This window comes from Lactobacillus sp. XV13L (assembly GCF_059900875.1).
Genome location: NZ_JBWXGD010000001.1, coordinates 368,271 through 386,732 on the forward strand (window position 1 = coordinate 368,271; position 18,462 = coordinate 386,732).

Genomic DNA, 18,462 nt, shown 5'->3' on the forward strand with positions numbered 1-18,462 from the left:
TTTGCATTGGTTTATGATATTGATTTCCCCGCTCAAAGTCAACCATAATTCAATTTTAACGAATAACCGCCTGCAGCTTCTGCTCTAACTGTTCCATAATCGCATTCATGGCCTTGGTTACCACTTTCTCAGTCAGGGTTTCCTTTTCATTGTAAAAGGTTAGCCGGTAAGCCAGGCTCTTCTTGTCATCATCGATGTGTGAACCCTGGTAGACGTCAATCACCTGCAAGTTGCGCAGGTACTTGCCCCCGCTAGTTTTGATAACATCCTCAACAGTCTGGTTGACCACCTTGCGGTCGACCATGATCGACAGGTCCCGTTCAACGGTTGGGAACTTCAGAACCGGCTGCGCGACGGTCTTCGGGTCCATGATCAACGGGATGAGCACATCAAGGTCTAATTCGTAGCCGTAGACTGCACTGCCATTCATGGTCTTGCTTGTCCTTGTTACCGTGTGGCTGATCATGCCAATCATGCCGACGTACTGGTCCTTGACGTAGATGCCGGCGGTTCTTGTGGGGTGCATCCCCATGATGAACTCGGCCTTATACTCAACCTCGCTAGCAGCGATGCCAATAGCCAAGAGCAGGTTGGTCAGCTGCCCCTTAAGGTAGTAAAAATCGATCTTCTCATTTTTGTGCTGCCAGTTTTCAAAGTAGGTATTGCCGGCGTAAAGGGTGGCCAGGTGTTCGTGCTCATTGTACGTACCGCCCTCAAGGTCGTAAACGCGGCCCTGCTCATAGAGGGCCAGCTGGTTTTGCTTGCGCGCCATGTTGTACGCTGCTGCATCTACCAGACCCGTCAGCAAATTCTGCCTGAGGCTAGAGCGACTGGAATTGAGTGGCATCTGCACCTTAACCAGCTTCTTAGGCTCCTTGACGAAGGACACCGCCTTTTCCGGCGAGGTCAGGGAATACGAGATTGCTTCAATCAGCCCCTGCCCCTGGGCAACGTTCTTGATCCGCCTGATTGCCTCTTCCTTCTTCGAGTAGCCGCCCTGCGTTTCAGCCAATACGGGCTGCGTCGACTTAATGTTGTCATATCCGTACAGGCGCCCGACTTCCTCAACCAGATCGGCCTGCAGCGCAATGTCCCAGCGCCGTGCAGGCACGTTAACCGTCAGGTTGTCACCGTCCTGGACGGCCTGAAAGTTCAGCCGGCAAAAAATATCCATCATCTCCTGGCCCGCAATCTCGGTGCCCAGGACATGATTTACATACGATACCGTTGTTTTGATCACCACGGGTTCACGCTCTTCATCGCTGGCCGTGACCACGCCTGAAGCGACCTGGCCGTTAGCCTCGTTGCGCAGGAGCAGCGCGGCCATGTCAAGCGCACGCCTCGTTGCGTCCCAGTTAACGCCCTTCTCATAGCGGCTCGACGCTTCCGTTCGGTTGGCGTGGCGCAGGGCGGCCTTGCGGATGAGCGTAGGGTCAAAGACGGCCGATTCAAGCAAAACGTCCGTCGTGTCGTTGACGATTTCCGAGTTCAGCCCGCCCATTACCCCGGCCATCATTACAACTTGGTCGCCGTTAGTAATGACAATATCGCTTGGGTCCAGGTCGACTTTTTTATTGTTGAGCAGGGTTAGCTGCTCGTTTGCCTGCGCCTTACGCACCACGAGCCGGCCGCTCTCAAAGGCACGCGCATCATAAGCATGCATCGGCTGACCGGTAAGCAGCATCACGTAATTGGTAGCGTCGACAACGTTATTGACCGGCCGGATGCCGGCATTCCACAGCCGCTTCTGCATCCACAACGGGCTGTCTGCAATCTTGACCCCCGTGACTTTGCGCAGGTAAAACTTGGGCGCGAGCTGCGGATCCACCTTAGCCTTGAAGTCCTTAGTCCAGTCCGGACCATCGGCCTTCAGTGCCACTTCTTCCACCTTGACCGGTTCATTCACAATTGCGCCGACCTCATAGGCTGAACCCTCCATGGAAAGCGTATCAGCACGGTTGGGGGTAATGTCAAAGTCAAAGATGTAGTCGTCCATGCCCAGAGCCGCAAAGGCTTCTTGACCCGGCTTTAAATCGGCGTCCGCCGGGAAAACGTAGATGCCATCTGCGTATTTTGCCGGCACAACGCCGTCAGCAAAACCGATTTCCTGCAGTCCACAAATCATGCCGTTTGACTCGACGCCGCGCAGCTTGCCCTTCTTAATCTTGACGTTGCCAGCAATCCGGGCACCCGGAAGCGCCACGATCACGTCTTCGCCGCTAGCAACATTAGGCGCTCCACAGACAATCTGGCAATCTTCACTTTCACCCACGTCGACCTGGGTCACGCTTAGGTGCGTGCCTTCGATTGGCTTGCAGTCGGTGATATGACCGACCACAAGTTTTTTCAAGCCCTCCTGGGGGTGCCTTACCTCAGCAACCTCAACGCCAGTACGGGTGATTTTTTCACCTAATTTTACAGGTTCTTGGTCTAATTTCACAAAATCCTGCAGCCATTGATATGAAACCAGCATTATCTTTCCTCCCTGCTGAATTGTTCTAAAAAGCGGACGTCATTGGTGTAGAAATCGCGGATGTCGGCAATCCCGTACTTGAGGATCGCAAACCGGTCAAGGCCGACGCCGAAGGCAAAGCCGCCGTACACGCTCGAATCAACGCCAGCATTTTCCAAAACGTTGGGGTGAACCATGCCGGCGCCTAGAACCTCGATCCAGCCGGTGTACTTGCAAATTGCACACCCCTGACCGTCGCAGTTGAAGCAGGACACGTCCATCTCAACCGACGGCTCGGTAAACGGGAAGTAGCTCGGGCGCAAGCGCGTCTTGCGGTCCTGCCCGAAAACGTGCCTCGTCATCATTTCAAGCGTCCCCTTCAAGTCGCCCATCGTGATGTTCTTGTCGACGACCAAGCCTTCCATCTGCATAAACTGGTGGGAGTGCGTTGCATCGTCATCGTCGCGGCGGTAGACCTTGCCGGGGCCGACCATCTTGAGCGGTCCCTGGGAAAAGTCGAACTTTTCCAGAACGCGAGCCTGGTCACCAGAAGTCTGCGAACGTAGCAGGTGCTCGGGGTCAATGTAAAAGGTCTCCTGCATGTCGCGCGCCGGGTGGTCCTTGGGCAGGTTCATCATTTCAAAGACGTAGTGGTCACTCTCAACTTCGGGCCCCTGGACAACGGTATACCCCATGCCGATGAAGTATTTTTCCAGGTCGTCTAAAATAATATTGATTGGATGCTTGGCCCCCAGGTGCAGCCTGCGCCCCGGCAGCGTCACGTCGATCTTTTCCTTCTCGAGTCGCTCTTCGATCAATTCTTTAACAATTTCATTCTTGGCATCATCCAGCTTGCTGTTGAACAGGTCGCGCAGCTCGTTCACCCGTTGGCCGACTTCACGCCTGTTGCCCGGGTCAACGTCCTTCATCGAGTGCAGAATCTCGGTCAATTTGCCCTTGCGGCCCACCAGCTGGACACGCACATCGTTCAGTTTTTCCTCGTTTTTGGCCTTGTCGATTTCTTCTAGGCCCTTGTCATGCAGCTCTTTCAGCCGGTCAAATAAATCCATCGCTTTTTCCTTTCAAACAAAAAAGCTCCGTCCCCCAATAGGGACGAAGTTTCGCGGTACCACCCTTGTTTGGACTTTCGTTAAGTCCACACTCAAGTCTTCGATAACGGCGAATACCGGAATTGGTTAGATCCTACTCGCAAGGTGAAATTCACAGGTCCGGTTAAACTTTCTTTCCAGCTTAATAAAAAAGTTTCTCTGGGTAGCCGACCGCTGCTACTAGCCTTGCTTTATCGTAATTACCTAATAGGATAATTCTTTTCGGTCAAACTTGCAAGGGGTATTTGCGTTAAACCCACTTGTCCGCCCAATCGTGAATCTGGTCGAACACGGGCTTTAACTCGGCACCCTTCTTTGTCAAGCCGTAAGAAATTATCTTGGTCTCGCTGTCAACAGAACGCTTAACGATGTCTTCGCGCTCCAATTCCTTGAGCCGCTCAACCAAAACCCGGTTGGAGCAAGCCAGAACGCAGCGCGTCAAATCCTTGAAACGCATGTAATTGCCAGCACACAGTGAGCTGATGATTAGGCCGTTCCACTTTTTGCCGATGATTTTAAATGCGTTAATAAAGTGGTCGCATGATTCGTAATCGGTCGCTTGACAGCCACCACAATCCTTAATTTTTGCCTCTTCAGCCATAACACTCGTCCTCCCACAGAAAAGTAATTCTTAAAGTTAATTATAAGAAATTTACTTACTAAAAACAAGTACAAGTGCTCAGGCGAAGTGGTAAATGATGATGCCAGCGGCTACGGCGGCGTTCAGGGACTCGGCCTTGCCCTTGATCGGAATGTACAGGCGCTCGTCGCTGGCCCCAGCAACTGCAGAACTGACTCCGTGGGCCTCGTTGCCGATCACCAGCCCCAGCTGCGGCACGGGCGCAAACTCCTGCAGCTGCCTGGCCGCCTTGTCCAGCATGCTGGAATAAACCGGGATGCCGTTAGCCCGCATTGTGTTGATCACGACCAGCAGGTCCTGCACAATCAAATTGACGTGGAACTGGCTGCCCTGCATCGCACGCTGGGTCTTGGGGTTGTACAGGTCAACGCTGGACGGCGATAGGACGGCACCGTCAAAGCCGGCCGCATCGACGGTCCTAATGATTGTCCCGACGTTGCCCGGATCGGCCAAGTCGTCGAGCAGGACCCACTTGCCGTAGTTAAACGTATAGTTCTTGGGCTGGGCAATTTTCAGCACCCCAAAAATGTTCTGCGTGGTTTTGGTGCTGGACAGGTGGTGGGCAATTGCCGAATTGATCAGGATTGTCCGCGCGCCCGCCGGGTCAACCTGAAAAAGGTCCTCAGCCTGCGTTAAGGCCTGCTCGCTGCCCAAAAGGTAGACAAAGCTGCATCCCGCCTTGAGCGCCTCCCCAATCAAATGGAAGCCCTCAATCATGTACAGCCCCGTTTCCTCACGGTACTTTTTTTGTTTTAGCTTCGCTAAATCCTTAACCAGCTTATTGTTAACCGAACTAATTTGTTCCATCAATCAAACATCTTCTTTCAAACTTTATTGTAGTGTAACATTTAAGGGGTAAGATGGTAGAATCAAGGTAATGCAAGAGAAAGGACTAATTATGGGAATCTTTAACAAGCAAGACAAGTCGCCGGGGCAGCCGGCAGAGACATGGCAATTGACCGTTTCCGGCGTAGTCCAGGGTGTGGGCTTTCGCTGGAGCGTCCTCAACCTGGCTAAGCAGATGGGCCTTTCCGGCAGCGTCCGCAACAACATTGATCAAACCGTAACAATCACTTTACAGTCAAGCCTTGACCGTGTCAACCAATTTTGTCGGGAACTGCCACAAAATGTTTCGCCGTTTGCCCGGATCACCGACATCAAAAAAGAAAAATTGGCAAATGTAAGCAAAGTGCATGGTTTTCATGTATTATATTAGGTATTGAGAAAAGTATTAACATGGAGAGTTTAATGAGAAAACATCGTAAGTATATCGGATTGGCTGTCCTCTGCACGGCAGTCATGTTAATTGTTACCGGCTGCGCACAAAATGGCGGCTCAGCCACCACGCCCCCGTCGGGTGGCTTTTACGGTTGGATTTTCAGTTGGATTGGCCGGCCGTTGCAAAACATCATGCTGGGTCTATCCGACAAGATTGGCGGAGACAACGGTGCTGGCTGGTCAATTATCCTCATGACCTTCGTCGTCCGGATGATCCTTTTGCCACTGATGCTTAACCAGCAGAAGAAGTCGACGACGCAGCAGGAAAAGATGGCCCGCGTTCAGCCCCAGATGAAGCTGATTCAGGATACGATGAAGCGCAAGGACCTGACGCAGGACCAGCAAATGACCCTGGCCGGCTGGCAGCGCCAGCTGTACGCGCAAAACAACCTGTCGCTCACGGGCGGCATCGGCTGCCTTCCGCTGCTTATCCAAATGCCGATCATGATTGGTATCTACCAGGCCGTAATGTATTCCAAGCAGCTGGCCAGTTCAAGCTTCTTCGGGATTTCTATGAGCAGCAGGTCGATTGCGGTGACAATCGTGGCAACAATCTTTGCCTTCATCCAGGGCTACATCTCTTTGATCGGCATTCCGAAGGAACAAAAAAAGCAGATGCAGTCCATGATGCTGATGAACCCGCTGATGACCCTGTTCATTTCACTGTCGGTCTCCGGTTCAATCGCCCTCTACTGGGCCGCCGGCAACTTCTTCATGGTCCTGCAGCAGGTGATCGTTACCTTTATCATCATGCCCAAGGTCAAAAAAGAGGTAGACGCCGAACTCAAGCGCGAACCAATCAAGGAAATCGTTACGCAGGAGAAGATTGACCAGCTGGTTAACCAGACAGGCACGCCCCAGGCTACACAACAGGAGGCCACGATCCACGAGAACCTCCGCAACCGCAACAAGGGCAAGCAGCATAAGCACAGCTAGCTAGTGCTGCTATATTAAAGACATGCTAAAAGCGCCATCATTTAGGCTTGACCTAAGCGGTGACGCTTTTAGTTTGCTTTTTTTGCTTTTTTCCCGCACGGCTACGCAAATTCTGCGCCTGCTTCTTGGTCAGCTTGGGAAAGACGATGATAAACTGGCTGCCCTGGCCCTCAACGGAATCAACGCTGATCTTGCCGTGGTAGCTCGCTACCAGCTTCTGGGCGATCGACAGCCCCAGGCCGTTGCCGCCCTTCTCCCGGGTCCGGGCCTTGTCGACGCGGTAGAAGCGGTTGAAGATCTTGTGCTGCTCCTCGGGGGAGATCCCCTCGCCGAAGTCCTGGACAATGATTTGGACCTCATCGCGTGCCAGCCCGGCAGAAATGTTCAGCTCCTTGCGGTTCGTTGAATACTTGATGCCATTGTCAACCAAAATCACCAGCAGCTGTTCCAGGTGGCCGTGGTAGATTTGGATCTCCGTGTCGGCCGGCAGGTCGTCCATGTCAAGCCGGATTGAAAAGTCCTTGTGCACCAGTGCCATGTCGGCTGCGACCCGCTCCAGGACCTCGGAAACCCTGGTCACGGCGTTGGGGTACTGCACGTTGATTTGTTCCGCCCGGGTCAGGTCCAGCATCTCCTGGATGAGGTGCTGCATCCGTTTGGCTTCCTGCAGAGAGGCCGAAATCGATTCCGCCAATATTTCCGGGTCCTCTTTGCCCCAGCGCTCGAGCATATTTAAGTGGCCCTCAATCACGGCAACCGGCGTGCGCAATTCGTGGGAAACGTCCCCGACAAACTCCTTCTGCTGGTCAATATAGCCCTGCATCCGGTCCAGCATCTGGTTAAATGAAACCGCCAGTTCCTGCAGCTCATCGTGGCGGTGCAGGTCCCGAATTCTTGCGGTACTGTTGGGGTCATCGTTAACCTCGAGGGCGACGCGGGACATTTCCTTGATGGGCTTAACGATGCCGCTCACAATCACAAACGCAACCACCGTGAAAAAGACGATTGCGGCCAGTGAAATCCAGACCATCCACTTGAGCAGGTTTTTCATCAGGTCGTTGTAGTAGGACATCTTGTTGGCCACAACGATGTACCCCGTTACCCTGCCGCTCTCAAGCGCCCTGACCTTCCGGTACGTGACCAGCTGCTGGCGTCTCTCCTGCAGGATCCGCTCCGTCAGGTAGTCGCCACTGATCTTTTTGAACTTGGGAATTTCGCCCCCATTATCGAAAACATCCTCCCCACCGCGGTTGTAGACCACGACGGTCAGGTCAGGATTAGTCAAGGACGAAAGCAGGTCGTCGCTGAAGGCGCTGCTCGGGCGGTCATCCCTATTAATCGGCGAGTTGCCCTTCATCACCTGGCGCGTTGAGGGGCTGAGGGCCGGAACAACGTTGGCAATTTGCAGTTCTGTTGGAATGTGGTTCAGGCTGTCGTTGAGTTTGGCCACCATCCGCCCGGACGCCGCCCTCTGCTGAACCAGCGACTGCTGACCCACAAAATTGTAGATAATTACTGAGAAGACAATAAAAGAGACCGTAATTGTCAATGAAACAACGCTCACCCAGCGTACAATTAATGACGTGTGCTTGGTCTCTTTATTGTTTTTATTCTTACTGCTTTTCATCGTCTTCATCTCTTACCATATACCCAGTGCCGCGAACGGTCTTGATATAGGATTGCTGCCCCGGGATGTCAATCTTGTTGCGCAGGTAGCGCACGTAAACCTCAACAACGTTGGTTTCGATGTTTGAGCTCGGTCCCCAGATTTTGGACAGCAACTGGTCGCGGCTAACCACGTTGTTCTTATTCTTGATCAGCGTCATCAACAGGTTGTATTCCCGCTTGGTCAGATCGACGGCCTTGCCGTCACCGCGGCGGACAATCCTGTTGGCCGTCTCAATGGTCAGGTCCTTGAACTTGACCACTTTCTTCTCGATGCTGTCGTCGGACGCCTCTTTTTCAATCTTGACGCGGCGCAAAACGGCGCGCAGGCGGGCCAGCAGCTCCTCGATTGCAAACGGCTTGACGATGTAATCATCGGCGCCGTGGTCCAAACCGGAAACGCGGTCGATAACAGAGTCCCGTGCGGTCATCATGATAATCGGCGTGCTCTTAACCTGCCGAACGCGCCTTGCGATTTCCAAGCCGTTAAGGTCCGGCAGCATCAAGTCCAGCAGGATTGCGTCAAAATCTTCGTTGAGGGCAAGGTCCAAGCTCTTGCGGCCATTGCTTTCGACAACCGTATCGTACTTTTCGTGCTTCAATTCTAATTCAACAAAGCGCGCCAAATTCTTTTCGTCTTCAACAATTAAAATTCTTGCCATATTTTATCCTTTTCATAATTAAAAATAATAAATTTACTTTAGACTCTCATTATAATTAAAGCATACTTTAAAAGTGCTTTTAAAACAAGATTAAAAGTCAATTCCGCAATAATAACGCGCAGCCTACTTCTTTTGTGAACCGTCATCGCCGCTTGGCGTGTCAAACAGCTCCTTGAGCTTGGCAAAGGCGGGGTTGACCTGGTTCTTTTTGCCTTCTGCAAATTCGCTCTCCGAAACGACGGACCAGCCGGTGCCCCGTGGATATATGCCCTGCTGTTCCTCTTTTTGAGTCAGAACCGTGGTGGGAATATGTAAAAGGATGTTGTCCTCAACCGCCGTCTGCAGGTCGATCAGGTCGTTTGCAGCCTGCACGACGGGAACCGCGCTGTCATCGGTCTCCCTGGTTGGAATCGCTTCGTCGGTATAGTTTTCGCTAAAGTGAAAATCTTCCCTGAGGGTAACCGGCTTCAGGCTGCGGCTTGAGGGCACAACCAGGTCCGCCTCAACGTGAAAGTCGCCCGTAACGTACGGTTCGTTATAAAAGGCCGCTCCCGTCACGTGGATGCCTTTAACCTCATAAATCAGCTTCTGGCTGCGCTGCAAGAACGCCGGCCTAATCTCAGCCATGCAGTCAATGCTCGTTAGGGGCGCGGTGCTATTTTTTACCTGTGCAAAATTAATCGTTAACATTTTAAACCTCCCAGGGACGCCGGCCAAAATTCTGATCATCCTGCACTATCTGCTCAAACAGGCGGTCAACCCGCAGCTGCAGGTGCATCGAACCGGTCCGCGTATTTTTTTGATCAACTTTGGAAACAATGTCGGCGCCCGTACTCTTCCTGATGCGCTTCAGGTACTTGCGGCCCAGATTGCTGTAGCCCAGTAGTAGCATAGCTTCATGGTCGAAGCTGCGCAACATGTCATCCTGCGTGACGTTCAGCAACGTGTACAAACTGAGCCGACGCAAGCGTGAATAGGTGTAGCGCTTGGACTTCACACGGCGCAAAAACTCCGTGAAGCTTTGGGCCAGGTGAATCTCCTGCTTCATCTTGTACTCAAGCCCCTCATTCATCTGGTAAATCCGCCGCAGTTCCGTGACGGACGAGGATTCGATCCGGTACTTCAAGAAGGGAAACAAAATGTTCCAGTTGGGGTAGGCCTTCTGCTTGTAGAGCCGCTGCACCTCATCCTTGGGCATCCACTGCTCCAGTTCGCAGTTCAGCTTGCTGTGCAGGATAATATTGCGGATTGCGCTTGCACTCTGAACCGTGCCGTTATTCTGCAAGAGGTCATCGTGACCGGCCCCGACCCGGTTGACCGGGTACAATTCAAGGGGGCTGCCCAGGTTGTGGTTGGCCACGGCGTAGGCCAAGGCAAGAATTGAGTTGGGTGCGCTCACTTCGTGTCCCACCTCCCGGGCAACCATCTGGTTGTACTGGGTCGAGTAAGTCTGGCTGTAGTCGTTGAAGTCCATGTGGCTCTGCGGAATCTCCGCGATTTTGCTGCCGAGGTATGCAAAGTTCTGCGTTGCATCCTCAACGCCAAAGACAAGGGCGCTCACGCCCAATTTGGCCAGCTGGTCAATACTGCCGAGGGCGAAGAGGTCCGCGGGTTCAACGGACGTGGAAAAAGGCAATTCAAAGACGAGGTCGGCCCCGCTATCAAGCGCGGCCCGGGCACGCGCCCATTTGTCCATTATTGCCATTTCGCCGCGTTGGACGTAATTGCCGGACATCACAACCACGATTGGATCCGTGCCGCCCGTCAGGTAGCGCGCCTTATTCATTAAAAATTCGTGTCCGCTATGAAAGGGATTGTACTCAGCGATGATTCCAACTACACTCATTACGCGTTAATCTTCCTCAACCGCTAATTTTTTACCGCTAGTCCACAATTTTTCGACGTTGTAAAAGTCGCGCGCGTCTTCCGTGAACACGTTGACCACCACGTCGCCCAGGTCGAGCAGCAGCCAGTTGGACTCGCTTGTCCCCTCCACGCGGTAATCATAAAAGTCGGCCTTGTGCGCTTCATCAATGATTGCATTGGCAATTGCGTGCAGCTGCCTGCTTGAGCCCGCGCTGGTGACGACGTAGTAGTCCGCCAGGATGCTAAAGCCCTGCATGTCATAAGCTGCAGTCTCCTCACCGTGGCGGTCGCTAATTGCCTTTAACGTGAATTCTAAGATTTCTTTACTAGTCATTTTTCTCCTTTTGCCTTAATGCTCCACACGTTGTATGAATCAAGCGTGCGGGGATAAATTTTGTCTCTGTTAGTGATTAAAAAGGCGAGCGTATGCGCCAGCTGGTACCCGACGCCCTCGTCCAGGCTTAGACGGGTTACCCGGCGCGCCTCCTCAGCGCCGGGAAAATCCCGGCCGGGCTCGATGTAGTCCGCCATGAAAACGATCTTGTCCAGCGTCGTCATCACCGTGTCGCCGGTAGTGTGCCGGCTGACGGCCGTCAGGATCTCCTCGTCGGTGATTTTGAGGTCACGCCTGATGAAGTAGGTGCCGACGATGCCGTGCCAGATGGAAGGCCCCCACTCAAGCAGGCCCAAGTCAAAGCCCTGGGTCTTAATCGCCGCGCGGTACTCTGCAGCCGGAACCTGCTTGGCGTAGTCGTGCACGAAGCCGGCCAGGGCCGCCTTGTCCTCATCGTAGCCGTTCAGGCGGGCCAGCTCGCGGGCCGTCTGGCTGACCCGCACGCAGTGGCCAAAGCGGTCCTCATCCATATTGCTCTTCTCGCGGGCAATCAATTCGCTGCTGGTGAGCGGCGAGTATGTCTTATTAAAAAACAAATCAGTCATGATACAGCCCCTTTTTCTGAATGTAATTGCGTACGGCGTCCGGCACCAGGTAGCGGATCGAGCCCCCCATTGCGATTGCCTGCCGGATCGAAGTCGAGCTCACGTCGATGGCCGGCACGTCGACCCAAATCATCGGCAGCTGTGCCTTCTGCGGGTAACCGGCGCGCTGCACGCCAACCAGTGTAGCGATCCGGGCCAGCTTGTTGGGCTCCTTCCACTTGCTCAGGGAATTGACCTGGTCGCTACCCATAATCAGGTAATAGTGGTTCTGCGGCTGCGTCTCATGCAGGTAGCGCAGCGTGTCGATGGTATAGGAAACGCCGCCACGGTAGAGCTCAAACAATTTTACCTGAAAGCGCGGGTTATCCTGGGTTGCCAGTTCCAGCATGTTGGCCCGATCCTGGGCCGAAACCGTCGGTGCATCCTTGAGCGGCGGGATATTGGTCGGTATAAACCAGATCTCATCCAGGTGCAGCTTGCTCAAAACCTGCTCGGCCACCACTAAGTGGCCGATGTGAATCGGATTGAACGTTCCGCCCAAAATACCGATCTGCTTGCCCTTTTCGGGCTCTTTTTCAATTTCTTCCTTTATTTCCACCGTTGGACTCTGGGCAAAATTCTTCGCTAACGCAATCATAATCTTCCCCCTAAATTAAAGCTCGTCTAATTCCTAAACCAATTTTACCAGGAGTATAAACTTTTACTAAGCAATCCGCCGGCACGGTAATAAAGCCAATGCCGCCGAACAGCAGGTCGCTCTTGCTGCTTGTCCGCATCTTTTGGCCCTGCAAGGGCGGCAGACTGTCCGCACTTGTGGGCGGTGCGAGCAAGTCGCCAACGTGTTTGCTATAGAACTCATCCGCCTTTTCCGTCTTCGTCCTGTGCACGTATAGGCCACGCGCGGCGTAGACCGTAAAGCTGACCGGATCGCCCTGGAGGTAGTCTACCCGGCCCAGACCCGCCAAAAAGAGGGTATTGCCCGGTCTTAGCTGGTAAGTCGCCGGCTTAAGCGGCTTCTGCGGGGAAACCACCGCCAGCTCCGCCGCATCTAAACGGGTAGCGAGCTGGTTGGCCGTCATGATTCCCGGCGTGTCAACCAGGTAGTGGCCGTTTGCCAGCGGAATCTCGATCTTGTCCAGGGTCGTCCCCGGAAAGCGCGACGTCGTAATCAGGTTCTTGACGTCACCCATCCGGTCAATAATTGCGTTGAGCAACGTCGACTTGCCCACATTAGTCGTACCCACGAAGTAAACGTCCTGCTTCTGCGACCCGCTGTCCAGATATGAAATCAGCTGGTCCAAATTTTTCTTGTTCTTAGCGCTGACCAAGAAAATTTTCTTGGGAAAAAGCCCGACGCGGTTTGCTTCCTGCCGCATCCAATCCTTAATCTTGCTCTGACGCGAGTTTTGCGGAAACAGGTCAAATTTGTTGCCGACCAGAATGAAGTCATTATCGCCGATGAAGCGCTTGAGCGCGGACAATAGCGAATTGGTGAAGTCAAACAGGTCAACCACGTTGACCACCAGCGCCCGCTTGGACGCCAGCGAGTTGAGCAAGCGCAAGAAGTCATCGTTGCTCGCGTCGACCGGCATGATTTCATTATAGTGACGCAAGCGGAAGCAGCGCTGGCAGTACACGTCACTGTCGCCGGTCACGTTTTCAGCGGCCACTTTTAGCCGTGCTACTGGCAGGTAGCCGGCCGCAGCCGGATCGTCCGACTGCAAGACGGCGCCACAGCCGATACAAATAATTTCATCATCCATTTTTTAGTGTCTCCTTAAAAGTTACCCTGTGTGAAAGCGCCAATAGGCCAAAAATAATTTTTTCCAAAAAGCGGTTGATGCGCGTGTTCCACTTGTCGGTTTCGACCAGGGGCTTAACCAGTACCGACTCAACGCCGGCCAAGTTGCCCGCCTGAATGTCAGTAATCAGCTGGTCCCCGACCATCATTACCTGCTTCTTGGCGAAGCCCATTTCACGCCGCTTGCGGGTAATTGCAAACGGCAGGGGCTTCTTGGCCTTGGCCACGAAGGCAATCTGGTACGGGCTTAGGACCTTGCCAATACGGTGGGCGTTATTGTTGGAAATGACCACTAATTTGATTCCAGCACGTGCCAGGCGCTGGTTGAGCTGGTCCATTTCCGTGGCCGTCTCAAACTTGTTCCAGGCAAGCAGCGTATTGTCCAAATCAGCAAAAACCGCCCGAATATCCAGCTGGTGCAGCACATCTGTGTCTAAGTGATAGATTGTATCAATTGTATAACGTGGCCTGAATAACATGCAATTTCCCCTTTATTATCATTTCCCTAGTTTAATATATCAAATTAGACGCTTCAAGTGCTAAATTTCACCATAAAAAAACGGCGCCATGAGCGCCATTTAAATTAGTTTAAAGCTTTCTTAGCAGTTGCGGTCAACTGTGCAAAGGTTTCTGCATCGTTATAAGCAATGTCAGCCAGCATCTTGCGGTTGATGTCAACCCCGGCTAATTTTAAGCCGTGCATCAACTTCGAGTATGAAATGTCATTCTGCCTTGCTGCAGCGTTGATCCGGGCAATCCATAACTTTCTGAAGTCGCTCTTGCGACGTCTGCGGTCACGGAAGGCATACCGGTAAGAAACAAACAATTGCGTGCTTGCAGCCTTAAACTGCAGGTGCTTTGACCCGCGGTAGCCTTTGGCAAGCTTCATAACCTTCTTACGACGTTTACGTGTTACTGTTCCACCCTTAACTCTTGGCATTTAAAATTCCTCCTAAATATCGTCTTTAATTTGTGATTAACGCATCTGAGAGAGCATCTGTTTAATGCGCTTCAAGTCGCTGCGTGAAACCAGTGCAGCCTTCCTCAAATGACGACGTTGTTTCTTGGTTTTGCCGTGGAAACGGTGACCAGTAAAAGCGTGGTGACGCTTCAATGAACCAGAAGCAGTTCTTTTAAAACGCTTAGCGGAAGCGCGGTGAGTTTTCATTTTAGGCATTTTCTAATTCCTCCAAATTAACTATTTATTTTTATCACTCTTCGGAGCGAGGATCAAGAACATTGAGCGGCCTTCCATCTTCGGCTTGCTAATTACGGTAGCAATATCCGCAGTGGCCTCGGCCATCTTTTCCAGCACTTCACGCCCTAATTCCTTGTGAGTAATGGCACGACCCCTAAACCTAATCGAGACGCGCACCTTGGCACCCTCTTTGGTCAGAAACTTCTGGGCGTGCTTCAGTTTGGTGTTAAAATCGTTGCCTTCGATCGTAGGGCTCAGGCGAATCTCCTTGACGTTGACCGTCTTGGACTTCTTCCGGGACTCTTTGACCTTTTTTTGCTGCTCAAAGCGGAACTTGCCGTAGTCCATGATGCGGGCAACCGGTGGCTTGGCATTAGGCGAAATCAAAACTAAATCTAAATTTGCGCTGCTTGCTTGGCGCATGGCCTCAGTCTTGGTTACGACTCCGACTTGTTCACCATCTTCATTAATTAAACGAACTTCGCGCGCGCGAATCTGGTCGTTTAAAATCATATTCTTTGGTATAATTCTTCACCTCCATGGTAAGAACGAGGACAAGAAAAGGGCGGGTAAAAGTTACCCGCCCTTAATCAACAGAAAATATCGATTAGCCCAGAGGTCAACTTAACATAGGCGAGAAGCGGGAAGCTTCTTCTTGTTCTCAACTAATGTAATTATACACGCACAAGGCGCTGCGGTCAATTAGTTTAGCGCAGAAAATATCGTTTACACACTTCTGCAAGTTGTTGCCGCTGCCTTTAGAAAGCACTCTTCCTGTATCATTTGCAGTACATTTTATGATAATCAAAGCCCGGAACCTTGCCGAACCACTTTTTAATTAGGCGGTTATACTCGCCGCTACGCTTGATCTTGCCAATCGCGCGGTTGATGGCCCGAAGAAAACGGGTCTGATTGTGGTTAACCGCAATCCCGTAAGGTTCGTGTGTAAAGGTGCCGCCGCGCACCAGCAGGCCGGGGTTCTGAACGGCTAGACCATAAAGCACGCTGTTGTCGCTCGTCAAAGCATCCCCCTGGCCCGATTTTAGGGCCGAAACAGCCTGGCCGTAATCCTGCATCGTCACCACTTTGGCCCGGGGCGCAACCTCTTTAATCAGCGCGACCGAGTTATCGCCAACAATGCCGATAACGGTTTTGTTGGCCAAATCCCGGTAGCTCCTTATCTTGGAACCCCGCGCAACTAAGAGCGACTGCCCCGCCTGAAAGTACGGCTGGGAGAAGGAAACTATTTTTGCGCGTTCAGGCGTGATCGTCATCGTCGCAATAACGGCATCGACGTTGCCGTTTTTGAGCAGCGGAATCCTGGACTGCGCGGTGACCAGGGTTAATTTGGCCTTGCCCCGTGGCCCCAAAATCTTTTTGGTGACCGCCCTGGCCATGTCAACGTCGAAGCCCTTTTCCACGTTGTCTTTGGTGTCAATCAGGCTGAACAGCTTCTTATCGCCTTCAACGGCCCAGGTGATTGTTTTGGTTTCCTGCACGTTCCTCATAACCGACTGGTCGGCAGCACTTTTTTGGCAACCAGCCAGAAGAACGGTCCCAAACAAAGTGGCAACAAGCAAATATCTGTTCTTCATAGTGGTTTCCTCGCTCGCGCAATTGAGCTGCGCTTAATTTTGCATCCAATAATATTTAAAAATGTGCAGCTTTTTGTTGCTGCCGAAGTCGCTTAGCCGTTACGGGCGCGATTTTGCAGAGGGCAAACTAATTCTTGCGCGAATACGACTTAACGTCCTGAGCAATCTCCGTGATGAACTCGCTCAGGCTCTTGGCCACCTCTTCGTCCGTGCCGTAGCGCCGGACGTTGACACTGTTGGCCTTCATCTCATTGTCACCCAAGACCAGCGTGTAAGGGATCTTTTGCGTCTGCGTTTCACGAATCTTATAGCCCAGTTTTTCATTGCGCAAGTCCGCCTTGGCCCTGAAGCCCTGCTTATTGAGCTCGTCGCGCACCTGCTTGGCATAGTCAGAGTGGGCGTCCAGGTTAACCGGAATAACCTCAACCTGAATAGGTGCAAGCCAGGTTGGAAAAGCACCCTTGTAGATTTCAATCAAGTAGGCAATAAACCGCTCCATGGTGCCGACAATTCCGCGGTGAATCATCACCGGACGGTGGTCCTCACCATCCTGACCGACGTAGGTCAAGTCGAATTGTTCTGGAAGCATAAAGTCAAGCTGAATAGTAGACATCGTTTCGTCTGCACCGAGGGCCGTCTTGGTCTGGATATCAAGCTTCGGACCATAGAAGGCGGCTTCGCCTTCAGCCTCAACGTAGTCAAGGCCCATGTCGTCCATGGCCTTCTTCAGCATTGACTGGCTTTGCTTCCACATCTCGTCATTGGCAAAGTATTTTTCCGTGTTCTTCGGGTCACGGTAGGAAAGCCTGAAGTAGTAATCAGTAATATCAAAGTCTTCATAGACGTCCATGATTAGTTTCAGCGTCTTGGCAAATTCACTCTGCACTTGGTCCAAGGTTACGAATGTATGCCCGTCATTTAGGGTCATCTCGCGGACACGTTGAAGACCTGATAGGGCACCCGACTTTTCGTAGCGGTGCATCATGCCCAATTCTGCAATCCGAATAGGCAGCTCACGGTAAGAGCGAATGTGGTGCTTGTATATCTGAATATGGGAAGGGCAGTTCATCGGGCGCAGCTCCAGCATCTCGCCATCACCCATGTCCATTGGCGGAAACATGTCATCACGGTAGTGGGCCCAGTGGCCTGACGTCTTGTAGGCATCAAGGTTCATTAGGACCGGTGTGTTGACGTGCTCGTAGCCCGCAGCAATCTCCTTGTCGATGATGTAACGTTCAACCACCCGGCGAATGGTTGCACCCTTGGGCAGCCAGTAAGGAAGACCGGCACCGACCTTAGGGTCAACGAAGAAGAGGTCGAGGTCGCGGCCGATTGTCCGGTGATCGCGCTCCTTAATCTCGGCCCTCCGCTTCAGGTCGGCGTCCAGGTCAGCTTTCTTGAAGAAGGCCGTTCCGGAAATACGCTGGAGCATCGGGTTGGAAGACTGCCCCTGCCAGTATGCACCGGCAACGGACAGCAGCGTGAACTGCTTGATCTTGCCCGTGTTCGGCAAAAGCGCCTTAAAGCCAAAGTCAACGAAGTCGCCCAGCCTGTAAGCCTGAACCTGGTCGCCCTCTTCTTTTAACAATTCAAGCTTGAACGGATCGTCCCGGAATATTTCTGCCAGTTCAGACTTTGGCATTATGACTGCTTCAATCTTTTCGCCGGCTTTAATTTCTTTTTTAACGGCCTTTTCCAGTTCTGGCAACTCGCCCACGCCAATCTGGTTCTCCTTATCAGTGTCAACGAAGAAGCCATCGTCCCCGGCCTCGTGTTCACCGAAATGCAGCTCTGGATACGTCTTCTTGGCTACCGCTTCAAAGACGAAGGCTGTAGTGGCCCGCAGAACGGCCAGCCCGTCCTCATCCTTGTCGGTAACAATAGCAACGCGTGCATCATGATCAACAACGAAGTCAACCGCATGCAATTCCCCGTCAACGCGACCGGCAAGTGCTGCTTTACCTAGTGATGTTGAAATACCGTGTGCAATATCAGCGATAGTGATTGCCTCGTCAAAGTTGCGCTTGGCGCCATCCGGCAGAATAACTGAAAAGCTCATATTTACTTACCTCCAAATAAAAAAGTCCCAGTGCAATATGCACTGGGACGTTATTAGCGTGGTTCCACCCAAAATTAGGCTAGATGGCTCTAGCCTACCTCGTTACGAATCGATAGTGGAATTCACCCTGGTTTAAGACTTTCTTAGTGGATGAGTGGGGTGCGCCTGCGGTAAGAAACTTCCAGCAATCTTGTTCCTCTCTCTGAAATGCAGCGCATCATGTTCATTCATTGAAGATAATTATACCTAAAGAAAACGTGAA

The 18,462-nt window shown here is 52.3% G+C and carries 20 protein-coding genes and 1 other annotated feature; of the genes, 2 read left to right on the plus strand and 18 right to left on the minus strand.

Annotated features, from left to right (window positions below; all coding sequences use genetic code 11):
• Window positions 1-55 precede the first annotated feature (55 nt).
• The 4 genes from pheT to AC2JF6_RS01740 form a co-directional block, all read right to left on the minus strand.
• The gene (gene pheT / locus AC2JF6_RS01725) at window positions 56-2,473 is read right to left on the minus strand and encodes a phenylalanine--tRNA ligase subunit beta (RefSeq protein WP_500729029.1); all 2,418 of its coding nucleotides are present in this window, start codon (window positions 2,471-2,473) and stop codon (window positions 56-58) included.
• On the minus strand, window positions 2,473-3,522 hold the full coding sequence (pheS, locus tag AC2JF6_RS01730; RefSeq protein WP_500729030.1) for a phenylalanine--tRNA ligase subunit alpha: 1,050 nt from the start codon (window positions 3,520-3,522) through the stop codon (window positions 2,473-2,475). Before pheS ends, pheT begins: the two co-directional genes overlap by 1 nt.
• Before the next feature lie 289 nt (window positions 3,523-3,811).
• Window positions 3,812-4,162 (minus strand): winged helix-turn-helix transcriptional regulator, encoded by a 351-nt coding sequence (locus AC2JF6_RS01735; RefSeq protein ID WP_500729031.1) that lies wholly within the window; start codon window positions 4,160-4,162, stop codon window positions 3,812-3,814.
• A gap of 78 nt (window positions 4,163-4,240) precedes the next feature.
• Window positions 4,241-5,008: a TrmH family RNA methyltransferase gene (locus AC2JF6_RS01740; RefSeq protein WP_500729032.1), complete on the minus strand. Its 768-nt coding sequence runs from the start codon at window positions 5,006-5,008 to the stop codon at window positions 4,241-4,243.
• A gap of 91 nt (window positions 5,009-5,099) precedes the next feature.
• Here AC2JF6_RS01740 and AC2JF6_RS01745 point away from each other — a divergent pair, with 91 nt between their 5' ends.
• Together AC2JF6_RS01745 and yidC are read left to right on the plus strand one after the other, a co-directional pair.
• Complete coding sequence (locus AC2JF6_RS01745) at window positions 5,100-5,417, plus strand: acylphosphatase (RefSeq protein ID WP_500729098.1); 318 nt, start codon at window positions 5,100-5,102, stop codon at window positions 5,415-5,417.
• 32 nt (window positions 5,418-5,449) lie between these two features.
• Entirely contained in the window at window positions 5,450-6,415 is a 966-nt protein-coding gene (yidC, locus tag AC2JF6_RS01750) for a membrane protein insertase YidC (RefSeq protein ID WP_500729033.1), read from the plus strand.
• A 52-nt stretch (window positions 6,416-6,467) separates the two neighbouring features.
• Here the strand turns inward: yidC and AC2JF6_RS01755 are convergent, their stop codons facing one another.
• The 14 genes from AC2JF6_RS01755 to thrS form a co-directional block, all read right to left on the minus strand.
• A complete protein-coding gene (locus AC2JF6_RS01755; protein WP_500729034.1) occupies window positions 6,468-8,051 on the minus strand; it encodes a sensor histidine kinase in 1,584 nt (527 codons plus the stop codon).
• The gene (locus AC2JF6_RS01760; RefSeq protein ID WP_500729035.1) at window positions 8,029-8,742 is read right to left on the minus strand and encodes a response regulator transcription factor; all 714 of its coding nucleotides are present in this window, start codon (window positions 8,740-8,742) and stop codon (window positions 8,029-8,031) included. The genes AC2JF6_RS01755 and AC2JF6_RS01760 overlap by 23 nt, the downstream gene beginning before the upstream one ends.
• A gap of 123 nt (window positions 8,743-8,865) precedes the next feature.
• The gene (locus tag AC2JF6_RS01765; protein ID WP_500729036.1) at window positions 8,866-9,432 is read right to left on the minus strand and encodes a DUF177 domain-containing protein; all 567 of its coding nucleotides are present in this window, start codon (window positions 9,430-9,432) and stop codon (window positions 8,866-8,868) included.
• A gap of 1 nt (window position 9,433) precedes the next feature.
• Complete coding sequence (locus AC2JF6_RS01770) at window positions 9,434-10,588, minus strand: nucleotidyltransferase (RefSeq protein ID WP_500729037.1); 1,155 nt, start codon at window positions 10,586-10,588, stop codon at window positions 9,434-9,436.
• A 6-nt stretch (window positions 10,589-10,594) separates the two neighbouring features.
• Window positions 10,595-10,942: a ribosome silencing factor gene (gene rsfS / locus AC2JF6_RS01775; protein ID WP_500729038.1), complete on the minus strand. Its 348-nt coding sequence runs from the start codon at window positions 10,940-10,942 to the stop codon at window positions 10,595-10,597.
• Complete coding sequence (gene yqeK, locus AC2JF6_RS01780; protein WP_500729039.1) at window positions 10,939-11,547, minus strand: bis(5'-nucleosyl)-tetraphosphatase (symmetrical) YqeK; 609 nt, start codon at window positions 11,545-11,547, stop codon at window positions 10,939-10,941. The genes rsfS and yqeK overlap by 4 nt, the downstream gene beginning before the upstream one ends.
• Complete coding sequence (locus AC2JF6_RS01785) at window positions 11,540-12,184, minus strand: nicotinate-nucleotide adenylyltransferase (RefSeq protein ID WP_500729040.1); 645 nt, start codon at window positions 12,182-12,184, stop codon at window positions 11,540-11,542. Before AC2JF6_RS01785 ends, yqeK begins: the two co-directional genes overlap by 8 nt.
• Window positions 12,185-12,194: 10 nt before the next feature.
• Entirely contained in the window at window positions 12,195-13,310 is a 1,116-nt protein-coding gene (yqeH, locus tag AC2JF6_RS01790) for a ribosome biogenesis GTPase YqeH (protein ID WP_500729041.1), read from the minus strand.
• Window positions 13,303-13,827, minus strand: a complete 525-nt coding sequence (locus AC2JF6_RS01795) for a YqeG family HAD IIIA-type phosphatase (protein ID WP_500729042.1) — start codon at window positions 13,825-13,827, stop codon at window positions 13,303-13,305. Before AC2JF6_RS01795 ends, yqeH begins: the two co-directional genes overlap by 8 nt.
• A gap of 104 nt (window positions 13,828-13,931) precedes the next feature.
• Complete coding sequence (gene rplT, locus AC2JF6_RS01800) at window positions 13,932-14,288, minus strand: 50S ribosomal protein L20 (RefSeq protein WP_500729043.1); 357 nt, start codon at window positions 14,286-14,288, stop codon at window positions 13,932-13,934.
• Window positions 14,289-14,324: 36 nt separating this feature from the next.
• Window positions 14,325-14,525: a 50S ribosomal protein L35 gene (gene rpmI, locus AC2JF6_RS01805; RefSeq protein ID WP_500729044.1), complete on the minus strand. Its 201-nt coding sequence runs from the start codon at window positions 14,523-14,525 to the stop codon at window positions 14,325-14,327.
• 21 nt (window positions 14,526-14,546) lie between these two features.
• Complete coding sequence (gene infC / locus AC2JF6_RS01810) at window positions 14,547-15,059, minus strand: translation initiation factor IF-3 (protein ID WP_500729045.1); 513 nt, start codon at window positions 15,057-15,059, stop codon at window positions 14,547-14,549.
• Window positions 15,060-15,097: 38 nt separating this feature from the next.
• Window positions 15,098-15,209 (minus strand) — a sequence feature (ribosomal protein L20 leader region).
• 116 nt (window positions 15,210-15,325) lie between these two features.
• The gene (locus tag AC2JF6_RS01815; protein ID WP_500729046.1) at window positions 15,326-16,141 is read right to left on the minus strand and encodes a transporter substrate-binding domain-containing protein; all 816 of its coding nucleotides are present in this window, start codon (window positions 16,139-16,141) and stop codon (window positions 15,326-15,328) included.
• A 127-nt stretch (window positions 16,142-16,268) separates the two neighbouring features.
• On the minus strand, window positions 16,269-18,200 hold the full coding sequence (thrS, locus tag AC2JF6_RS01820) for a threonine--tRNA ligase (protein ID WP_500729047.1): 1,932 nt from the start codon (window positions 18,198-18,200) through the stop codon (window positions 16,269-16,271).
• Between the last annotated feature and the right edge of the window lie 262 nt (window positions 18,201-18,462).

Excerpts from the sequence above, each read along its gene's own strand:
- rsfS (WP_500729038.1), bottom strand. The coding sequence starts at position 10,942 with ATGACTAGTAAAGAAATCTTAGAATTCACGTTAAAGGCAATTAGCGAC.
- AC2JF6_RS01770 (WP_500729037.1), bottom strand. The coding sequence starts at position 10,588 with ATGAGTGTAGTTGGAATCATCGCTGAGTACAATCCCTTTCATAGCGGA.
- yidC (WP_500729033.1), top strand. The coding sequence starts at position 5,450 with ATGAGAAAACATCGTAAGTATATCGGATTGGCTGTCCTCTGCACGGCA.
- AC2JF6_RS01795 (WP_500729042.1), bottom strand. The coding sequence starts at position 13,827 with ATGTTATTCAGGCCACGTTATACAATTGATACAATCTATCACTTAGAC.
- AC2JF6_RS01785 (WP_500729040.1), bottom strand. The coding sequence starts at position 12,184 with ATGATTGCGTTAGCGAAGAATTTTGCCCAGAGTCCAACGGTGGAAATA.
- yqeK (WP_500729039.1), bottom strand. The coding sequence starts at position 11,547 with ATGACTGATTTGTTTTTTAATAAGACATACTCGCCGCTCACCAGCAGC.
- yqeH (WP_500729041.1), bottom strand. The coding sequence starts at position 13,310 with ATGGATGATGAAATTATTTGTATCGGCTGTGGCGCCGTCTTGCAGTCG.
- AC2JF6_RS01745 (WP_500729098.1), top strand. The coding sequence starts at position 5,100 with ATGGGAATCTTTAACAAGCAAGACAAGTCGCCGGGGCAGCCGGCAGAG.
- AC2JF6_RS01755 (WP_500729034.1), bottom strand. The coding sequence starts at position 8,051 with ATGAAGACGATGAAAAGCAGTAAGAATAAAAACAATAAAGAGACCAAG.
- pheS (WP_500729030.1), bottom strand. The coding sequence starts at position 3,522 with ATGGATTTATTTGACCGGCTGAAAGAGCTGCATGACAAGGGCCTAGAA.
- rpmI (WP_500729044.1), bottom strand. The coding sequence starts at position 14,525 with ATGCCTAAAATGAAAACTCACCGCGCTTCCGCTAAGCGTTTTAAAAGA.
- AC2JF6_RS01815 (WP_500729046.1), bottom strand. The coding sequence starts at position 16,141 with ATGAAGAACAGATATTTGCTTGTTGCCACTTTGTTTGGGACCGTTCTT.
- rplT (WP_500729043.1), bottom strand. The coding sequence starts at position 14,288 with ATGCCAAGAGTTAAGGGTGGAACAGTAACACGTAAACGTCGTAAGAAG.
- infC (WP_500729045.1), bottom strand. The coding sequence starts at position 15,059 with ATGATTTTAAACGACCAGATTCGCGCGCGCGAAGTTCGTTTAATTAAT.
- AC2JF6_RS01740 (WP_500729032.1), bottom strand. The coding sequence starts at position 5,008 with ATGGAACAAATTAGTTCGGTTAACAATAAGCTGGTTAAGGATTTAGCG.
- AC2JF6_RS01735 (WP_500729031.1), bottom strand. The coding sequence starts at position 4,162 with ATGGCTGAAGAGGCAAAAATTAAGGATTGTGGTGGCTGTCAAGCGACC.
- pheT (WP_500729029.1), bottom strand. The coding sequence starts at position 2,473 with ATGCTGGTTTCATATCAATGGCTGCAGGATTTTGTGAAATTAGACCAA.
- thrS (WP_500729047.1), bottom strand. The coding sequence starts at position 18,200 with ATGAGCTTTTCAGTTATTCTGCCGGATGGCGCCAAGCGCAACTTTGAC.
- AC2JF6_RS01765 (WP_500729036.1), bottom strand. The coding sequence starts at position 9,432 with ATGTTAACGATTAATTTTGCACAGGTAAAAAATAGCACCGCGCCCCTA.
- AC2JF6_RS01760 (WP_500729035.1), bottom strand. The coding sequence starts at position 8,742 with ATGGCAAGAATTTTAATTGTTGAAGACGAAAAGAATTTGGCGCGCTTT.